This is a genomic window from Bradyrhizobium sp. (genome assembly GCF_050014615.1).
Lineage (GTDB): Bacteria > Pseudomonadota > Alphaproteobacteria > Rhizobiales > Xanthobacteraceae > Bradyrhizobium.
In genome coordinates, this window is record NZ_JBEKCZ010000030.1 from 17,913 (window position 1) to 35,609 (window position 17,697).

A 17,697-nucleotide genomic window follows, 5' to 3' on the forward strand; every position below is an offset into this window, starting at 1 on the left:
ACCGGGATTGCAGAGCGCTGAGAGCGACGAATCAGGCTCGTCGCTGCGGCATCTTACCAGCCTGCGCCAGAATGTCCCGGATTCGCGCCCGCACGGGGTCAAGACCGTGCGATGTATCCACCACGAAATCCGCGCGTTGGCGTTTTTCGGCATCGGGCAGTTGCCGGGCCAGGATGGCGTCGAGCTTCTCGGGCGTCATGTTGTCGCGCGCCAGAATTCGCTGGCGCTGGATTTCCGGCGTGGTCGTGACCACCACCACCGCATCGACGCGTTTTTCGCCGCCGGTCTCGAACAACAGCGGCACATCCACCACGGCCACCGGCGCTCCGGATTGCTCGGCGTCATCAAGGAATTTTTGACGCGACGCGCCCAGCATCGGATGAACGATCTGCTCGAGCCGCTTGATGGCGGCCGCATCATGCACCACTTGCGCCGAGAGCCTGGTACGATCGACCTTGCCGTCAGCGGTGGTGCCCGGAAATGCCGCTTCGATCGCCGGCACCGCCTCGCCCTCATACAGTCTGTGAACTGCCGCGTCGGCGTCGTAGACGGGAACGCCGGCTTCCGCGAACAATTTTGCGGTGGTCGATTTGCCCATCCCGATCGAGCCGGTCAGCCCAAGAATTATCATTGGAGGATGATCATTGCGATATCGCCATTTGCTGCCCTATCAGGAATAGTTCTTACACCCCAAGCAGCCGTTCGCGGCGCAGAAATGCCAGCAATTGCAAAAGTGGCAGGCCGAGGATGGTGAAATAATCGCCCTCGATACGCTCGAACAAATGGACTCCCAGCCCTTCCAGCTGGTAGGCGCCAACGCTTGACGTCGCCGCGTCGCCCGCTTCATCCAGATAGGCCTCAATATCGGCTTCATCCAACTTTCGCATCGTCATGCGCGCACTGGTAGCGGCTGCGAACAATATCTTGCCGTCGCGCGCCACCGCAACGGCGGAGTGCAATTCATGAACACCACCGGCGAGCGCGCGCAGCTGTTCGGCGGCCTGCGCGCGGCCGGCCGGCTTGCTGAAAAGCCGGGACCCCAGCGCCAAGGTCTGGTCCGCGCCGACGACAAGCCGGTCCGGCAGCCGCGACGATACCGAAAGGGATTTCTCCCGCGCCAGCAGAGCAGCGACCTCGCCGGGCGACGTCATGCCTGATGCTTGCTGTACAGCCCGCTCATCGAGTTCGGCCGGGATGGCTTCAAAGTCGATTCCGGCATTGGCCAAAAGCGTTTGCCGCGCACGGCTTTGCGAGGCCAGGACCAGCGGCTTTTTTCCGAGCCACAGCTTCATTCGGCGAGCCGTTGCCGTTGCCGGTCGGAGAGCAGCTTCATGATGGCGGCCGCTGTTTCCTCGATCGATCGCCGTGTCACGTCGAGCTGCGCCCAATTGAATTTGGCGCTCAATCGCCGCGCGAATGCGACTTCGTCCGTCACCGCCTGGCGGTCGATATAGGTATCGTTGTCCCGATCGCCCATGCTCAACAACCGGTTTTGCCGGACCTGGATCAGGCGTTCGGGGGCCGCGTGAAGACTGACCACCAGCGGCTTCTTCAGCATTTCAAGTTGTTGCGGGACCGCGATGCCCGGCACCAGCGGGACATTGGCGGTGCGAATGCCGCGGTTGGCGAGATAGATCGAGGTCGGCGTTTTCGAGGTGCGGGATACGCCGACCAGAACGACATCGGCGTCTTCCAGTCCTTCGACGTGCTGACCGTCATCATGGATCATGGTGTAATTCAGCGCGTCGATCCGCTTGAAATATTCCGCATTCAGCGTGTGCTGGGCGCCTACTCGTCCCGTCGTCGGAGCTCCGAGATAGGCCTGAAACAGCTGCATGACCGGACCGATGATCGACAGGCTCGGTATGTTGATCTCCTGGCACTTGGCTTCCAGCCGGCCAACCAGGTCCTTCTCCAGCAGGGTGAAGAGCACAATTCCGGGTGCTTCCTCGATCTCGCTCAACACGCGATCAAGCTGCTTCTGGCTGCGCACCAACGGATAGACATGTTCGACCGCCGTCACGTTGGCGTATTGCGCCGCCACCGCGCGCGCCACCGTGATCAGTGTCTCACCGGTCGAATCAGACACCAGGTGAAGATGAAAATAGTTGCCGGTCGTGGGCACCTGGACCCCTGTGTATCCTGTGAATCGTTGTGGAGCTTATCCGAGAGAATCGGGCCCGGGTCGAACGATCCGGGATAACCCGTCTTTTTCTACACAGGGCTCGAAGCTGGGATAAGTCGTTTCCGGATCGCGATGATAGTGAGGTTATGTGGACTTGTCTCTGTATAAGCCGACGCGGATGGCAGGCAAATGCTTGAAGCCAGTAGCGTTATTTATCTGATCGACCTTTCCGCAAAATTTGTTGATGGATGTGAACAAGCCCTCGGTAATTGCGGGACAGTTTTGCGTGGGCCTAATCCACCGCTACTTAGACTCAAACCTAAGAATCTAAAATTATTGTTTTAGAAAAGGGCGGCTTGCGGATATGTCTCGGTCAAGGGCAAGACAGATCTCGATGAAACGCAACAAACAGCCGAGTCGTTCCGGTGGTTTGCGGACAGCGCGCAGCAGCATCTTCGCGAACGAGTGAGGCACGATGTACGAATGGATCAAGGCGCTGCATGTGATCGCCGTCATCGCCTGGATGGCGGGGATGCTCTATCTGCCGCGGCTGTTCGTCTATCACTGCGATGCGCAGGCGGGATCGAAGCAGTCCGAGACGTTCAAGATCATGGAACGGCGGTTGCTGAAGGCGATTATCAATCCGGCCATGATCGTGACTTGGCTGGCCGGGCTCTATCTGGCCTGGGCCGGTCACTGGTTTGCCGCGCCCTGGTTGCACGGCAAGCTTTTGCTGGTGCTGCTGCTGTCGGGCGTCCACGGCTTTTTTTCCCGCTGCGTCAGGGATTTCGGCGCGGATCGAAATGCCCGCAGCCAGAAATTTTACCGTGTTATCAATGAGGTACCTACCGTTTTGATGATCGGGATTGTGATCCTGGTGGTGGTCAAGCCGTTTTGACGGCAATGGTCTTTGATAGCTCCTCTTCGACGCGTCTTGCAGAAAGCCAGTTGATTTTCTATATTAGCCAAATCCCACCCCACGCAGGCGGATGTGGTTGCGTTCCGGTTTCCTCGTTGAACCGGCCGCCACATCAGGTTTGAAGCCTCTCCGGCACTTTCCTAGCTCAGACCTGCGGACCTTCCTTTTCTTGCGTCCGCATTTTCGTAAAGCCACCTTGCACCCCCCTCCCTTGCTACTCCACAGGACCATCCCAATGCGGGAAATGAAACTTCAAGACCTCAAAGCCCAGACGCCAGCCGAGCTTGTCTCGTTTGCGGAAGAAAAAGGGGTCGAAAACGCCAGCACGATGCGCAAGCAGGAGCTGATGTTCGCTATTCTCAAACAACTCGCGATCCAGGAAACCGATATTATCGGCGAAGGCGTCGTCGAGGTTCTGTCCGACGGCTTCGGCTTTTTGCGCTCACCTGATGCCAATTATCTGCCGGGGCCGGATGATATCTATGTCTCGCCCTCGCAGATCCGACGCTTCGGGCTTCGTACCGGCGACACCATCGAAGGCCATATTCGCAGCCCGAAAGAAGGCGAACGCTATTTTGCGCTGCTGAAGGTCAACACGCTGAATTTCGAGGACCCGGAAAAGTCCAAGCACAAGGTCAATTTCGACAATCTGACGCCGCTGTTTCCCGATCAGCGGTTCCGGCTTGAACTCGAGGACCCCACCAGAAAGGACCTTTCTGCAAGGGTTATCGACATTGTTGCCCCGATCGGCAAAGGCCAGCGCGCCCTGATCGTGGCGCCTCCGCGCACCGGCAAAACCGTGCTGATGCAGAATATCGCGCATTCGATCACCGCCAATCACCCGGAATGCTATCTGATCGTGCTTCTGATCGACGAGCGTCCGGAAGAAGTCACGGACATGCAGCGTTCGGTGAAGGGCGAAGTTGTCTCGTCGACCTTTGACGAGCCCGCGGTGCGTCACGTCCAGGTCGCCGAGATGGTCATTGAGAAGGCCAAGCGGCTGGTCGAACACGGCCGCGACGTGGTGATCCTGCTGGACTCGATCACGCGGCTGGGGCGGGCCTACAACACTGTAGTGCCGTCATCCGGCAAGGTACTGACCGGCGGTGTCGATGCCAACGCGTTGCAGCGGCCGAAGCGTTTCTTCGGTGCCGCGCGCAACATCGAGGAGGGTGGCTCGCTCACCATCATCGCGACCGCATTGGTCGATACCGGCAGCCGCATGGACGAAGTGATTTTCGAAGAGTTCAAAGGCACCGGCAATTCCGAACTGATTCTCGATCGCAAGGTCTCGGACAAGCGTACCTTCCCCGCGATCGACATCTCGCGCTCGGGCACCCGTAAGGAAGAGCTGATCACCGATCCGCAGCTGCTCAAGAAAATGTACGTGCTGCGCCGAATCCTCAATCCGATGGGGACGATGGATGCGATCGACTTCCTGCTCGACAAGCTCCGCAACACCAAGAACAACTCGGAATTCTTCGAATCGATGAATACCTGAGCGCGTTCAGCGGCTTTGAATGGGGGCGTCCTGCGAGCAGGGCGCCCCTTTTTCGTGTTCCGGGCAAAGATCCCGGATTGGGCGTTTGCTGCAGCAAAGCCGCAACATGGCGGGGGTCAGCTATCGGCGTCATATGTTATTTAAGTATTTGAAATAGCTACACTTTATATTGGATTTGGAAGTCCCCCGCGGAAATCGCTCGATTTCTGCAGCATAAACGCTGCGGCTGGGCTGCAATATGGGCCGCGCTTGCCCGCAGCTTTGCCCCTTGCGATTCGCAGCACCGGCGAGTGGAAATTACGTTGCGTTTTCAAGGGTCCGGGGACAAATAGGCGATGCATCCGCGAGAACAAACCATCTTCGCGCTGTCGTCGGGCCGCCCGCCGAGCGCCATCGCCATGGTGCGGGTTTCCGGTCCGCTGGCCGGGATCGCGGTGACGGCGCTGGCGGGCAAGCTCCCGACGCCAAGGATGGCGACGCGGGTGCAGTTGCGCGATGCCGGCCAACAGCCGATCGACGATGCGGTGGTGTTGTGGTTTCCAGGACCGGCGAGCGCCACCGGCGAGGATGTCGCAGAGTTTCATATCCATGGCGGGCGTGCGGTGCTGGCGGCGTTGTTGGTCGCACTGGCGGCTTTTGAAAATGTTCGTGCCGCGGAGCCAGGCGAGTTTACCCGCCGCGGATTCGAAAACGGCAAGCTCGATCTCACCGAGGCCGAAGCGCTCGACGATCTGATTCATGCCGACACCGATCGGCAACGCCGCCAGGCGCTGCGTCAGATGAAAGGCCTGCTCGGCGATCGGGCGCGCGACTGGCGCGCGCAGATTATCGAGGCATCAGCCCTGATCGAAGCCGGCATCGATTTCTCCGACGAGGGCGACGTGCCCCGGGAATTGATCGAACCGGCGCTGGAAAAGATCAAGGCGCTGCACGGCGAAATTCAGCAAGTCCTTGCGGCGCAGGGACGAAGTGAGCGCCTGCGGGAAGGACTGGTGGTCGCGATTGCGGGTCCGCCGAACGTCGGAAAATCGACCCTGATGAATCAGCTGGCGCGGCGCGAGGTGGCGATCGTCTCGCCGCACGCCGGCACCACCCGCGACGTGATCGAGGTTCAACTCGATCTCGACGGCTATCCGGTGACGGTGATCGACACCGCCGGAATTCGCGAGACCGACGATCCGGTGGAGCAGGAGGGTGTGCGACGGGCGCGGGCGCGCGCGGCGGAAGCCGACCTGGTGTTGTGGATGATCGATGCGCAGCACGAATCAGCCCGCGGCGAGGCAGCGGCGTCGGCGTGGGTGGTGCGCAACAAGATTGATCTCGAAGGTGACGGAACGGCTAGTCGGCGCGACTCGGCCAATGGGTCGGGAATGGCTGATCGCGGGATCGAATTTGGGGTTTCGGCGGCCCGCGGGGATGGGGTCCAGGAGCTGATGACGGCGCTGGTGATGTTTGCGCAGGATTTTTTCGGCTCGGGAGAAGATGGTCTGATCGGACGGGTGCGGCAAAGAAAATTGCTGCAGGAAACGGAGGTTATGTTGCGTCGCAGCATTGAGGTGATCGGGAAAGGCGAGGAACTCGCGGCCGAGGAATTGCGCGGGGCCGCGGTTGCGCTGGGGCGGCTGCTGGGTCGGGTCGATGTCGAGGATATACTTGATGTAATCTTCCGTGAGTTCTGTGTAGGTAAGTAATATTTCTTAGTTCATTCTTTATATTCATTTCTTTGTTTGAGTTGTTTCACGTGAAACGATGCGCGAATCATCCGCGAATCACTGGGTATGTCGAGCGTTTCACGTGAAACACCCGTGTGCTTGAACTTACCGCTTCCGGGTTGAAGCGCGCCGTTATAAAACGCCGGCCATGATCGCCAGGCAAGAATCACAGCAATCATTCGACGTCATTGTCATCGGAGGGGGCCACGCGGGCTGCGAGGCCGCCAGTGCGGCGGCGCGCCTCGGCGCCAAGACGGTGCTGGTAACCCATCGCTTCGCGACCATCGGCGCGATGTCCTGCAACCCCGCGATCGGAGGGTTGGGCAAGGGTCACCTGGTCCGCGAGGTCGACGCGCTGGACGGGTTGATGGGCCGGGTCGCCGATGCCGGCGGCATCCAGTTTCGCATGCTCAATCGGCGCAAGGGTCCGGCCGTTCGGGGACCGCGCGCCCAGGCGGATCGCCGCCGCTACGCCGCGGCAATGCAGGCCGCGATCCTGGAGACCCCCAATCTCGGTGTTATCGAAGCCGAGGCGGACGAACTGATGGTCTCGAACGGCCGTGTCACCGGTATTCGGCTCGCCGACGGACGCACGCTCTCCGCTGGGTCCGTTGTCATCACCACGGGCACCTTCCTGCGGGGACTGATCCATCTCGGCGAGAAGAATTGGCCGGCAGGCCGGGTCAATGAGGCGCCGGCGATGGGCCTGTCGAAATCGTTCGAGCGCGTCGGCTTCACGCTGGGTCGGCTGAAGACCGGAACCCCGCCGCGCCTCGATGGCACCACCATCGACTGGTCGGCTGTGGAAATGCAGCCGGGCGACGATCCGCCAGAGCCATTTTCGGTCATGACGGACCGCATCACGACGCCACAGATCCAGTGCGGCATTACCCGCACGACGCCAGCGACCCATGAGGTGATCCGGGCCAATGTGCATCGCTCGCCGATGTATTCGGGCCAGATCAAGAGCAGTGGGCCGCGCTATTGCCCCTCGATCGAGGACAAGATCGTTCGCTTCGGCGATCGCGACGGGCATCAGATCTTTCTGGAGCCGGAAGGTCTCGATGACCCGACGGTCTACCCGAATGGTATCTCCACGTCGCTGCCGGAAGAGGTTCAGCTGGCGATCCTGGCGACGATTCCCGGTCTCGAGCGGGTGCGGATGGTCAGGCCGGGCTATGCGATCGAATACGATCACGTCGATCCGCGCGAACTCGATCCCACCTTGCAGGCCAGGCGATTGCCGGGATTGTTCCTGGCCGGACAGATCAATGGCACCACGGGCTATGAAGAGGCTGCCGCGCAGGGGCTTGTTGCGGGTCTTAACGCCGCTTTGGCCGCCAGCGGGGCTGATGCCATCGTATTCGATCGTGCCGACGGCTATCTGGGCGTGATGATCGACGATCTCGTCACCCGCGGCATCACCGAACCCTATCGGATGTTCACCTCACGCGCCGAATATCGCCTGACGCTGAGGGCTGATAATGCGGATCAACGTCTGACCGACAAGGGAATGGCACTGGGCTGCGTCGCGCAGGCGCGGTCGCTGCGTCACGGCATCAAGATGGCCGCGCTCAACGCCGCAAAGTCGCTGACAAAATCGCTCGCGGTCACGCCGAATGAGGCCGCGCGATATGGGTTGGCACTCAACAGAGACGGCCAACGCCGCTCGGCCTTTGAGCTATTGGCCTATCCCGAGATCGGCTGGGCGGAGGTCCGTGCGATCTGGCCGGAATTGTCGGCCATTGACCCATCGATCGCTGTCCATCTCGAGATCGATGCCAAATACGATGTCTATCTCAAGCGCCAGACCGCTGACGTCGATTCTTTCCGTCGCGACGAGGGACTGATCCTGAGCGATGTCGACTACAGTCAGGTACCTGGGCTTTCCAACGAGGCGCGCTCGAAGCTGGAGGCCGCGCGACCGCGAACCGTGGGGCAGGCGGGCCGGCTCGATGGCCTGACTCCGGCCGCGCTCGGGATTTTGGCGGCATATCTGCGTCGGGAAGCTCGTCGGAAGACGACAATTGCATCCGCATAGGGGGCTGTTTCACGTGAAACAGCTCTTGGCGCTACTCTGAAAGGTTCGGGCGGCCAACGGCCTGCCAGCGATTTTGCTTTACTTCTCCCGCTTGCGGAGGCCGACGCGTGAAGCGCGGCAGGTGGGGGAAGCCTATCCCCTCAACCAGCGTGTTTTGCGGAGGCACCCCCGCCCAACCCTACCCCGCAAGCGGCAGAGGGGGCATGCTTCAGTCGTAGCTACCAGCTCTACCTAATCTCATCACGCCCTGAGAGAATGACAACTCCGACCGACTGAGCCAATGCCGTCAGCCTCCAACCAAACGCGATCCCCGATCCTCGGTCCCGACAAGGCCGCAGCCCTGGCGTTGACGCCCGTTTCACGTGAAACGGAGCTGCGATTGGATCGCTATGTCGAACTATTGCTGGAGTGGCAGGCGAAAACCAATCTGGTCGCGCCGTCGACGCTTCCTCATCTCTGGACCCGGCACATCGCGGATTCGCTGCAACTCCTGGCGCTTGCTCCATCGGCAAAAGCCTGGGCCGATCTCGGCAGCGGCGGCGGCTTTCCCGGCGTCGTGCTGGCCTGCGCGCTGGCGGAAATCCCGGGGGCGCGGGTCCATCTGGTCGAGCGCAACGCCAAGAAGGCGGCTTTCCTGCGTGAGGCCCTGCGGGTTACCGACTCACCCGGCACCATTCATCTGGCTGACATCGGGGATAGTGTGGATAGAATCGTGGGCACGGTCGATTGCGTCACCGCTCGGGCGGTAGCTCCGCTACATCAGCTCATCGGCTTCGCGGAACCGCTGGTGAGACAGGGCGCCAAGGCGCTGTTTCTCAAGGGCCAAGATGTAGAGGCTGAATTGACCGAAGCCACTAAATATTGGAATATCAAGCCGCATCTGCATTCCAGCCGCACCGGCGGACATGGCTGGATCGTCGAACTCGACCAGATCGAGCGGCGCAACCCGTCCGCGAGAGCCCATGGTGTCAGCGCATGACCGTAATTGATCATATTTATCAAGAGGATAAGGCGCCCACTCCGGGGGGGCATCCGCGCATCCTGGCGCTGGCCAACCAGAAGGGCGGTGTTGGCAAGACCACGACCGCGATCAATCTCGGTACCGCGCTGGCCGCGATCGGCGAGCGCGTGCTGATTGTCGATCTCGATCCGCAGGGTAATGCCTCGACCGGGCTTGGCATCGATCGCCGCAGCCGCAACTGCTCGACCTACGACGTGCTGATCGGCGAGGCGCCGTTGCGCGACGCGGTGGTGCCGACCGCGGTGCCGCGGTTGCATATCGCGGCCTCGACGATGGATCTTTCAGGCCTCGAGCTCGAACTGGGATCGACGCGCGATCGTGCGTTTCGGCTGCGCGACGCCATCGCGGCGCTCAACACCAACGCCACGCAGGACACCGACTACACCTACGTGCTGATCGATTGTCCGCCGTCGCTCAATCTTCTCACTGTCAATGCAATGGCGGCATCGGATGCGATTCTGGTGCCGCTGCAGTGCGAGTTCTTCGCGCTGGAGGGCCTGTCGCAATTGCTGCAGACGGTGGAGCAGGTGCGCTCGACGCTCAATCCCAATCTGTCGATCCATGGCATCGTGCTGACCATGTTCGACTCGCGCAACAATTTGTCGAACCAGGTTGTCGCCGACGTCAGACAGTTCATGGGCAGCAAGGTCTACAACACCATGATCCCGCGTAACGTGCGCATCTCCGAGGCGCCGTCCTACGGCAAGCCGGTGCTGGTCTACGATCTCAAATGCGTCGGCAGCGAAGCCTATCTCAAGCTCGCGACCGAAGTGATCCAGCGCGAGCGCGAACTGCGTACGCATTAAGACAGACCGTAGGGTGGGCAAAGCGAAGCGTGCCCATCAGAAGATTCAGTGAAACAGGAGCGCGTAAGTTGAATCCAAGGGAGCTGGCGATGGCCGACGAAGCGCGTTCGCGACTGGGCCGCGGTCTTGCAAGTCTGATCGGAGATGTCGGCGGCGAGGCCGCGCATCTGGAGCGGCCACGCGCGCAGCGCAAGGTCCCGATCGAATTCATCAAACCCAACCCGCGCAATCCGCGCCGTGCATTTTCCGATACTGAACTCGGCGAGCTCGCCGATTCGATCCGGCAGCACGGCGTGATCCAGCCGATCGTGGTGCGTCCGGTCAAGGGCGTGCAGGACCGCTTCGAGATCATCGCCGGCGAACGGCGCTGGCGCGCCTCGCAGATCGCGGGCCTGCACGAAGTGCCGGTCGTGCCGGTCGATGTCAGTGATTCCGACGCGCTCGAGATCGCGATCATCGAAAACGTGCAGCGCGAAGACCTCAACGCGATGGAAGAAGCGCAGGGCTATCACGCGCTGGCCAATGAATTCAAACGCAGCCAGGAAGACATTGCCAAGATCGTCGGCAAGAGTCGCAGCCACGTCGCCAACATGATGCGGCTGACGAAATTGCCGGCCGAGGTGCAGGCCTATATCGCGTCGGGCCAGTTGTCGGCCGGCCACGCGCGGGCGCTGATCGGCGTGCCGGATCCGGCGGCGGCTGCCAAACGCATTGTCGAGGAGGGCCTCAATGTGCGTCAGGCCGAGGCGCTGGCGCATGTCGAGGGCGTGCCGGTCCGTAAGCCGCAGAAGCCGCGCGGCGGCAAGGAGAAAGACCCCGACACCGTGGCGCTGGAAAAAAGGGTCAGTGACGCGCTGGGACTGGCGGTCAGTGTCGACCACCGCGATCCCGGCGGTACCGTGCACATCCGTTACCGCGATCTCGATCAGCTCGACGAGATCGTGCGGCGACTGGATTCGACGGGCTGACTTACTCTAGCTTTGGTTGCAAGAGCGGCGCGAGAGAGCAGGCGGTGCGTTCTATTTGCGCTGATGAAACTCGGCAACGATTTGGATTTTACCAACGATCGCACGATTAAATAAGTCCAAATCTTCCGCAGGAATCCAGTACTCCGAATGAGCCGCACCACCAGCCTTTTCGATGCTGTAATTGTCTAGAAAACTGCGTCGTACTTGGAAACGAGTCACGAAGCCGGAGCCACTGGCAGGGACGTTCCAGTCGCGAGCAATTTTTACAGCATATTCCTCCGACAAAACCGGATAAAAAATTGGCTGATCTGGAAGGCGTGGCGGAAACGCTCGCATGGACGCTTGCCGGATTAATTCCAGTTCAAGCGGCCCAACCGGACGCCAAAGAGTTACGACGTCCCGGTCTTCCTCAATAGAGGCGAACGACTTTCGCTCGTCGGTCACGTATCAGCCCCTGCGTTTCGCATTTACCGCGATTGACAGCAGCGCACGCTGCGCGATTACGGCGGCCAGCGCGGCCTGCTTGCGCATTTCCAGCGCCGCGGTCGCGAGCTGCTCGATGATCGCCAGCAGCCGCGCTGCATTGAAGTTGCGCAGCGCGGTCTCGACATTTGATTTTCGTGAGAAATGCAGCCGCGGAAATCCGCTGTCGAGCAAGGTCGAGACCGGCGTTCCGTCGGCGACCGCGAGCGCGGATTTATGCAGCCACGCGGCCTGGCGCTGCGCGGCCGAAATGATCATCCCGGGATAGGTGCCGGCCACCATCGCCTTGGCGAATTCGGTTTCGACCGCGGCGGCATTTCCGGCGAAGGCGCCGTCGACGATCGGATCGATCTTGAGCTCGGAAGCATCGGCCACGACCGCCATCACGTCGTCGAGCGTGACCTCGCCTTTTCCATGGGCATAGAGCGCGAGCTTGCGCAACTCGTTGCGCGAGGCCTGGCGGTCGCCGCCGAGCAGGGCCATCAACGACGCGCGCGCGTCCGGCGCGATCCGCAAGTTCGAAACCCGTAATTCATCGTCGATCAATTTCGCAAGGTCGCGCTCGGCGTCGGGATAGCAGGCGATCGCGACCGCGGTTTTGGCGCGCTCGCAGGCCTTGCGCAGCGGCGATTCCGGCCGCAGCTCGCCGGCCTCGATCACGATGCGGCAATCCTTCAGGGGCTGCTCCGCGAGCGTGTCGACGCCGCTGGCAAAACTGCGCGAGCCGGCGCGGACCCGGATCGCGCGGCGGCCGCCGAACAGCGGGATCGTCATCGCTTCATCGACCAGCCGCGACGGCTCGGCTGCAAGCTCGTCACCGTCCAGCCTCACCAGCGAAAACGGATCGTTGGGATCGTCGACCGCCGACGCCAACAGCGCGTTGGCGCGTTCGCGCACCAGACCGGCATCCGGACCGTAGAGCAGGATGATGGGACGCCCCGGATCGGGCCGGGCGAGAAAGGCATCGATTTCTTTTCCGCGCAGCGCGACCACGATAAGACCTTTGCTTCGTCACGCTCGGACACGCGTCTTGGCGTGGACCCGGAATGACGAGGAAATGACGATGGGTCAGGTGCCGGCGTAGAAGAACGACGCCAGCCGGGTCTGGATGCGCTCGGCGATTTCCTGACAAGCGCGATCCTCGGCGTCCCGGTAGGCGCGGGCGCGGGCGAAGCGCTGGTAGCTGCCCGGGAGATCGTAGGAGACGTGCGAGAACGTCGTGCCGGTCATGACGGATTTATTGGTCGCGATCTCGATCAGGTTGTACTGGGCATCGACGTTAACGTCTTCGTTGGTTTGCAGCCCGGTGGTCGGATCGACGATAAGCGACGTCCGGTTGCTCGTAAATTTGATCACCAGCCGATGGGTGGGCGATGCGCCGGTGGCGTTGCCGTACAGCTTGAACGCCAGCGCGTTGCGGATTTCGACCCCGAGCCGGGCATCGCGCGAGGCATTGGGCTTCTCCACCGGCGGAAGCTCCACTCCCGCCAACTTTTCCCGCAGGCCGGGCGTGCCGTCGGTATGTTCGGCATACATCGGCTGAAAACAGCCTGCCGTCAGCGCCGCCAGGGCGACTACAGCCAGAAGCCGAGCGGCGATGCGGGTGTTAGCCAACGACATTCACGATCCTCATGGGAACAACGATCACTTTGCGGACGGCGTTGCCGCCCAAGGCCTGTTTTACCGCATCGAGGGCCAAAACGGCAGCCTCAATTTCCGGATTCTGGGCATTGCGGGCCACCGTGACCTCACCCCGTTTCTTGCCGTTGACCTGAACCACCAGCGTCACCGTATCTTCAACCAGCAAATCGCGTTCGATTTGGGGCCAATTCGCCTCCGAAACCAGTCCCGCCTGCCCCAGTACGCCCCAGCATTCCTCGGCCAGATGCGGCATCATCGGCGCGAACAGTTGCACCAGAATGACCGCGGCCTCGCGAACCGCCCAAGTCAGATCCGGCGCCAGATCCGGCGACTCCTGCCCCGGACGCGCCAGCACCTCGCCCAGCGCATTGGCGAATTCCCGGATATAGGCAAGGCAGACGTTGAAGTGCAGTTTTTCGATGCCGGTCGAGACCTTGTCCAGCGCGCCATGGGCCGCCTTGCGCAGCGCCAGCGCGTCGGCGCCGAACGCCGCCGGCTTTGCGGCCGCACTCCCGCCGGCCATCTCGGCGGATTCGTTGACCAGCCGCCACAGCCGCTGCACGAAGCGCGAGGCGCCCTGTACGCGTTCGTCGCTCCAGATCACATCGCGGTCGGGCGGCGAATCCGACAGCATGAACCAGCGTGCGACGTCGGCGCCATAGGTCGCGATAATGTCGTCGGGATCGACGGTGTTGCGTTTCGACTTCGACATTTTTTCGATCGAGCCGATCGCGACTTCTTCGCCTGACGTCAGCAGGCTGGCGCGGCGGCCGTTGGCGCCGGCCTCGATTTTGACCTCGGCCGGCGTGACGTAGCCGCCGTCGGCTTTTTGATAGGTCTCGTGCACCACCATGCCTTGCGTGAACATGCCGGCGAACGGCTCATCCATGCCGATATGGCCGGTGGCCTTCATGGCGCGGATGAAGAAGCGGCTGTACAGCAGATGCAGGATCGCGTGCTCGACGCCGCCGATATACTGGTCGACCGGCATCATGCGATCCACCACCGCGCGCGTGGTCGGCGCGTTTTCGTTCCAGGGATCGGTGAAACGCGCGAAGTACCATGACGAATCGACAAACGTATCCATGGTGTCGGTTTCGCGCTGCGCCTTAGCCCCGCATTGCGGGCAGCTGACGTGCTTCCAGGTCGGATGATGGTCGAGCGCGTTGCCGGGCTTGTCGAAGGTCACGTCTTCCGGAAGCACCACCGGCAGGTCCTTGTCCGGCACCGGCACCACATCGCAGGTCGGGCAGTGGATCACCGGGATCGGGCAGCCCCAATAGCGCTGCCGCGAGATGCCCCAGTCGCGCAGCCGGAAATTCACCTGCCGCTCGCCGACCGGCAGGTTGCCACGCACCTCAGCCTCAAGCCGCCTGGCGACGTCACTTTTCGCCTGCTCGATGGTCATGCCGTCGAGGAAGCGCGAATTGATCATGCGGCCGTCGCCGTCATAGGCGGTGTCGGTGATGACGAACGTGCTCGGGTCCTGGCCCTCCGGGCAAACCACCGGCGTGGTGCCGAGCCCGTATTTATTGACGAAGTCGAGGTCGCGCTGGTCATGCGCGGGGCAGCCGAAGATCGCGCCGGTGCCATATTCCATCAGCACGAAATTGGCGACGTAGACCGGCAGCTTCCAACTCGGATCGAACGGATGGATCGCCCGGATGCCGGTATCGAAGCCGAGCTTCTCGGCGGTATCGATGATTTCCTGCGCGGTACCGTGACGCTTGGCCTCGGCGATGAATTCCGCGAGCTTCGGGTTTTTGGCCGCGGCGGCCTGCGCCAGCGGATGGTCCGGCGCGATCGCCATAAACTTCGCGCCGAACAGCGTGTCGGGCCGCGTCGTGAAAATCTTCAGCTCGCTCTCGTCGCCGGGCGAGGTGGCGTCATCGAGCGCGAAACGCACCAGCAGGCCTTCCGAGCGCCCGATCCAGTTGCGCTGCATCAGCCGCACCTTGTCGGGCCAGCGATCCAGCGTGTCGAGTGCGTCCAGCAATTCCTGCGAATATTTGGTGATCTTGAACACCCACTGGCTCATCTCGCGCTGCTCGACGACAGCGCCGGAACGCCAGCCGCGGCCGTCGATCACCTGCTCGTTGGCCAGCACGGTCATGTCGACCGGATCCCAGTTGAGCTTGCGCTTTTCGCGTTCGGCCAATCCCGCGCGCAGAAAATCGTTGAACATCTTCTGCTGGTGCTTGTAGTAGCTGGGGTCGCAGGTCGCGAATTCCCGGCTCCAGTCGAGCGACAGCCCGATCGAGCGCAACTGCTTCTTCATCGCGGCGATATTGTCGTAGGTCCACGCCTTCGGCGCCACCTTGCGCTCGATCGCGGCATTTTCGGCCGGCAGCCCGAACGCGTCCCAGCCCATCGGGTGCAGCACGTTGAACCCCTTGGCGCGCATGAAGCGCGCCAGCACGTCGCCGAGGGTGTAGTTGCGGACATGCCCGATATGGATGCGCCCGGACGGGTAGGGGAACATCTCGAGCACGTAATATTTCGGCCGTGGATCGTCGTTTTTGGCGGCGAAGATGGCTTTTTCGTCCCACTGGCGTTGCCAGCGCGGTTCGGATTCACGTGCGTTGTAGCGTTCGGAGCTCATGGAATCGTCAGGGCTTTTCGTGGATTGGGGGCCGGTCAAAAGGACGGCGGACTAGGCCACAAAAGCGGCTTTGGGGTCAACGGTTCCGCCTGCAACCGGAAACAGACTAGCTCGCCAGCGCCATCGGGCCGGCGCCGTCGGTGATCCGCACAAATCCGTGGTCGACCACCGCGTTGCGGCCACGGTGTTTGGCGGCATAGAGGGCGGCGTCGGCGGCTTCGATCAGGTCGCCCGGCCGCTGCGCGGCGGTGGGCCGGGTGCTGGCGACGCCGACGCTGACCGTGACGGTTTGATGGCTGGAGGTGGCGTGGGGCATCGCAAGGTCCTGAACGGCTGCGCGCACGATTTCGCCGATCTCCAGCGCCCGCGCGCCATCGGTGTTCGGCAGCAGCAGGCAGAATTCCTCGCCGCCATAACGCCCGGCAAAACCCATGGTCTCGGCGGCGATGGCGGCCAACGTTTCGCCGATCCTGCTGAGACAGGCGTCGCCTTCGGGATGGCCATAGGTGTCGTTGAACAGCTTGAAGTGATCGACGTCGATCATCATCAGCGACAATTCGCTGTCGTATTGCTGCGACTTCATCCACTCGAAGTCGAGCCGGCTCTGGAATCCGCGCCGGTTGGCGAGGCCGGAGAGCATGTCGATCGACGCCATCACCGTCAGCCGGTCATTGGTCGCGATCAGTTCACGCTCGCGTGCGGTGAGCTGCGCCGCCATGGCATTGAAGGCGCGGGCCAGTGGAACAAATTCGGCCGGCAGCCGGCCATGCGCCGCGCGCTCGGTCCATTCGCCCTGCCCGAACCGCCTGGCCATTGTCGTGATCGTCTCGATCGGCTTGATGATGAGCTTCTCCGCGGCGATCAAGGCGCCGAGCAGCACGAACAGACACACCAGCAGCAGTTGCAGATAGGCGGTGCGAATCTCGCGATTGATGGCGGCCGACATCTCGGCCTCATTGACGCTGACGATCAGGCGCGATTGCGTGCCGGCAATGCGGGAGAAGTTGACGGCGCGCTCCGAGCCATCCGGCGTGACGAAGGAAAGCGACCCATCCGCATGATCCGCGCCAAGAATGGCTTCGGCGATCGGAGACAGCGTCGGCAGTGTATTCAGCGTGCGGCCGACGGTGCCGGCCTGATCCTCGGGCGCCGCCAGCACGATACCCGTGCCGTCGACCAGAGCCGCCGAAATGCCAGGCCGGCTGCCGAGATTGTTCATGAATCTGGATATCCAGTCGAGATCCACGCTGGCGAGAATGACGGAGTCCGCCCCCTTGTCGATGGCTGATACCGGATAGGCCGCCATCATGATCGGCTTGTGGTCGAATTTGGCGATCATGAAGTCGCTGAAGACGAAGTCGTTGGTTTGCAGCGCCTTCCTGAAATAGCCGCGGTCGCTGAGATCCTGACCGACCAGGGCGTTGAGCGTCGAGCATTGCACCCGTCCATCCCCGCCGACAATCATCAGGTTGCGAATCCACGGAAGATTGGCCGGCACGCTGGCCCGCAGGATGTCGCAACTGCGACCGATGCCACCGGCCGATGCGCGGATATAGGCCGACGACTTCAGCACCGTCTCAACCGACGAGATGACTTCCTTGAGGGTATTGGCGCTGTGCTGCGCGAGATTGGTCAATTCGACGGATGCCGCCGCCATTTGCCGGGCGCGCTCGTCCGCGAGCGAACGAGCCCGTACCAGCATCAATGGAGCCACCAGGATCAGCGCCAGCAACACCAGTCGCGCACGGATTCCGAGAAACTTTTTGAGTTTCACTCTTTTGCGGCTGAAACTAAAGCGTAACATCTTTGTTCCCCAAACCCCGAGTGCAAGGTAGAGGGAAGGGTTCAAGAAGCCTTACTTGAACCCGATAAAATTCG

The 17,697-nt window shown here is 61.8% G+C and carries 15 protein-coding genes; 7 read left to right on the forward strand and 8 right to left on the reverse strand.

All coding sequences use genetic code 11. The annotated features are described in order from the left end of the window. Positions 1–31: 31 nt before the first annotated feature. The 3 genes from coaE to ABR948_RS07280 are packed head-to-tail and all read right to left on the reverse strand — an operon-like array spanning position 32 to position 2,125. Positions 32–631, reverse strand: coding sequence for a dephospho-CoA kinase (coaE, locus tag ABR948_RS07270; RefSeq protein WP_428115174.1), 600 nt, complete (start codon positions 629–631; stop codon positions 32–34). A gap of 52 nt (positions 632–683) precedes the next feature. Continuing rightward, positions 684–1,292 carry a Maf family nucleotide pyrophosphatase gene (locus ABR948_RS07275; RefSeq protein WP_428115176.1) on the reverse strand — a complete coding sequence of 203 codons (609 nt, stop codon included), beginning with the start codon at positions 1,290–1,292 and terminating at the stop codon, positions 684–686. Then, positions 1,289–2,125 (reverse strand): pyruvate, water dikinase regulatory protein, encoded by an 837-nt coding sequence (locus ABR948_RS07280; protein WP_428115179.1) that lies wholly within the window; start codon positions 2,123–2,125, stop codon positions 1,289–1,291. Before ABR948_RS07280 ends, ABR948_RS07275 begins: the two co-directional genes overlap by 4 nt. A gap of 475 nt (positions 2,126–2,600) precedes the next feature. On the opposite strand from ABR948_RS07280, the gene hemJ reads away from it, so the two are divergent. The 7 genes from hemJ to ABR948_RS07315 all read left to right on the forward strand — a co-directional run bounded on the left by hemJ (position 2,601) and on the right by ABR948_RS07315 (position 11,093). Beyond that, positions 2,601–3,023 (forward strand): protoporphyrinogen oxidase HemJ, encoded by a 423-nt coding sequence (gene hemJ / locus ABR948_RS07285; protein WP_428115181.1) that lies wholly within the window; start codon positions 2,601–2,603, stop codon positions 3,021–3,023. A 256-nt stretch (positions 3,024–3,279) separates the two neighbouring features. Beyond that, the gene (gene rho, locus ABR948_RS07290) at positions 3,280–4,545 is read left to right on the forward strand and encodes a transcription termination factor Rho (RefSeq protein WP_079606624.1); all 1,266 of its coding nucleotides are present in this window, start codon (positions 3,280–3,282) and stop codon (positions 4,543–4,545) included. 335 nt (positions 4,546–4,880) lie between these two features. After that, on the forward strand, positions 4,881–6,236 hold the full coding sequence (gene mnmE, locus ABR948_RS07295) for a tRNA uridine-5-carboxymethylaminomethyl(34) synthesis GTPase MnmE (RefSeq protein ID WP_428115184.1): 1,356 nt from the start codon (positions 4,881–4,883) through the stop codon (positions 6,234–6,236). Positions 6,237–6,405: 169 nt separating this feature from the next. Further along, positions 6,406–8,298 (forward strand): tRNA uridine-5-carboxymethylaminomethyl(34) synthesis enzyme MnmG, encoded by a 1,893-nt coding sequence (gene mnmG, locus ABR948_RS07300; RefSeq protein ID WP_428115186.1) that lies wholly within the window; start codon positions 6,406–6,408, stop codon positions 8,296–8,298. A gap of 280 nt (positions 8,299–8,578) precedes the next feature. Further along, positions 8,579–9,277 (forward strand): 16S rRNA (guanine(527)-N(7))-methyltransferase RsmG, encoded by a 699-nt coding sequence (gene rsmG, locus ABR948_RS07305; RefSeq protein WP_428115189.1) that lies wholly within the window; start codon positions 8,579–8,581, stop codon positions 9,275–9,277. Then, positions 9,274–10,125: a ParA family protein gene (locus ABR948_RS07310; protein WP_428115191.1), complete on the forward strand. Its 852-nt coding sequence runs from the start codon at positions 9,274–9,276 to the stop codon at positions 10,123–10,125. Before rsmG ends, ABR948_RS07310 begins: the two co-directional genes overlap by 4 nt. An 89-nt stretch (positions 10,126–10,214) precedes the next feature. Next, positions 10,215–11,093 (forward strand): ParB/RepB/Spo0J family partition protein, encoded by an 879-nt coding sequence (locus ABR948_RS07315; RefSeq protein ID WP_428115193.1) that lies wholly within the window; start codon positions 10,215–10,217, stop codon positions 11,091–11,093. A 51-nt stretch (positions 11,094–11,144) separates the two neighbouring features. On the opposite strand, the gene ABR948_RS07320 is transcribed toward ABR948_RS07315, so the two are convergent. The 5 genes from ABR948_RS07320 to ABR948_RS07340 form a co-directional block, all read right to left on the reverse strand. After that, positions 11,145–11,429, reverse strand: coding sequence for a hypothetical protein (locus ABR948_RS07320; RefSeq protein WP_428115267.1), 285 nt, complete (start codon positions 11,427–11,429; stop codon positions 11,145–11,147). Positions 11,430–11,540: 111 nt separating this feature from the next. Further along, entirely contained in the window at positions 11,541–12,569 is a 1,029-nt protein-coding gene (holA, locus tag ABR948_RS07325; protein ID WP_428115196.1) for a DNA polymerase III subunit delta, read from the reverse strand. 75 nt (positions 12,570–12,644) lie between these two features. Beyond that, positions 12,645–13,196 (reverse strand): LPS assembly lipoprotein LptE, encoded by a 552-nt coding sequence (gene lptE / locus ABR948_RS07330; protein ID WP_428115198.1) that lies wholly within the window; start codon positions 13,194–13,196, stop codon positions 12,645–12,647. Continuing rightward, entirely contained in the window at positions 13,183–15,819 is a 2,637-nt protein-coding gene (gene leuS / locus ABR948_RS07335; protein WP_428115200.1) for a leucine--tRNA ligase, read from the reverse strand. The genes lptE and leuS overlap by 14 nt, the downstream gene beginning before the upstream one ends. A 106-nt stretch (positions 15,820–15,925) precedes the next feature. Then, complete coding sequence (locus ABR948_RS07340) at positions 15,926–17,623, reverse strand: diguanylate cyclase domain-containing protein (protein ID WP_428115202.1); 1,698 nt, start codon at positions 17,621–17,623, stop codon at positions 15,926–15,928. Positions 17,624–17,697: the final 74 nt, after the last annotated feature.

Bases quoted from the DNA above. Each gene is read 5' to 3' on its own strand.
- coaE (WP_428115174.1), bottom strand. From the start codon at position 631: ATGATAATTCTTGGGCTGACCGGCTCGATCGGGATGGGCAAATCGACC.
- ABR948_RS07275 (WP_428115176.1), bottom strand. From the start codon at position 1,292: ATGAAGCTGTGGCTCGGAAAAAAGCCGCTGGTCCTGGCCTCGCAAAGC.
- hemJ (WP_428115181.1), top strand. From the start codon at position 2,601: ATGTACGAATGGATCAAGGCGCTGCATGTGATCGCCGTCATCGCCTGG.
- rho (WP_079606624.1), top strand. From the start codon at position 3,280: ATGCGGGAAATGAAACTTCAAGACCTCAAAGCCCAGACGCCAGCCGAG.
- mnmE (WP_428115184.1), top strand. From the start codon at position 4,881: ATGCATCCGCGAGAACAAACCATCTTCGCGCTGTCGTCGGGCCGCCCG.
- mnmG (WP_428115186.1), top strand. From the start codon at position 6,406: ATGATCGCCAGGCAAGAATCACAGCAATCATTCGACGTCATTGTCATC.
- rsmG (WP_428115189.1), top strand. From the start codon at position 8,579: ATGCCGTCAGCCTCCAACCAAACGCGATCCCCGATCCTCGGTCCCGAC.
- ABR948_RS07310 (WP_428115191.1), top strand. From the start codon at position 9,274: ATGACCGTAATTGATCATATTTATCAAGAGGATAAGGCGCCCACTCCG.
- ABR948_RS07315 (WP_428115193.1), top strand. From the start codon at position 10,215: ATGGCCGACGAAGCGCGTTCGCGACTGGGCCGCGGTCTTGCAAGTCTG.
- ABR948_RS07320 (WP_428115267.1), bottom strand. From the start codon at position 11,429: ATGCGAGCGTTTCCGCCACGCCTTCCAGATCAGCCAATTTTTTATCCG.
- lptE (WP_428115198.1), bottom strand. From the start codon at position 13,196: ATGTCGTTGGCTAACACCCGCATCGCCGCTCGGCTTCTGGCTGTAGTC.
- leuS (WP_428115200.1), bottom strand. From the start codon at position 15,819: ATGAGCTCCGAACGCTACAACGCACGTGAATCCGAACCGCGCTGGCAA.
- ABR948_RS07340 (WP_428115202.1), bottom strand. From the start codon at position 17,623: ATGTTACGCTTTAGTTTCAGCCGCAAAAGAGTGAAACTCAAAAAGTTT.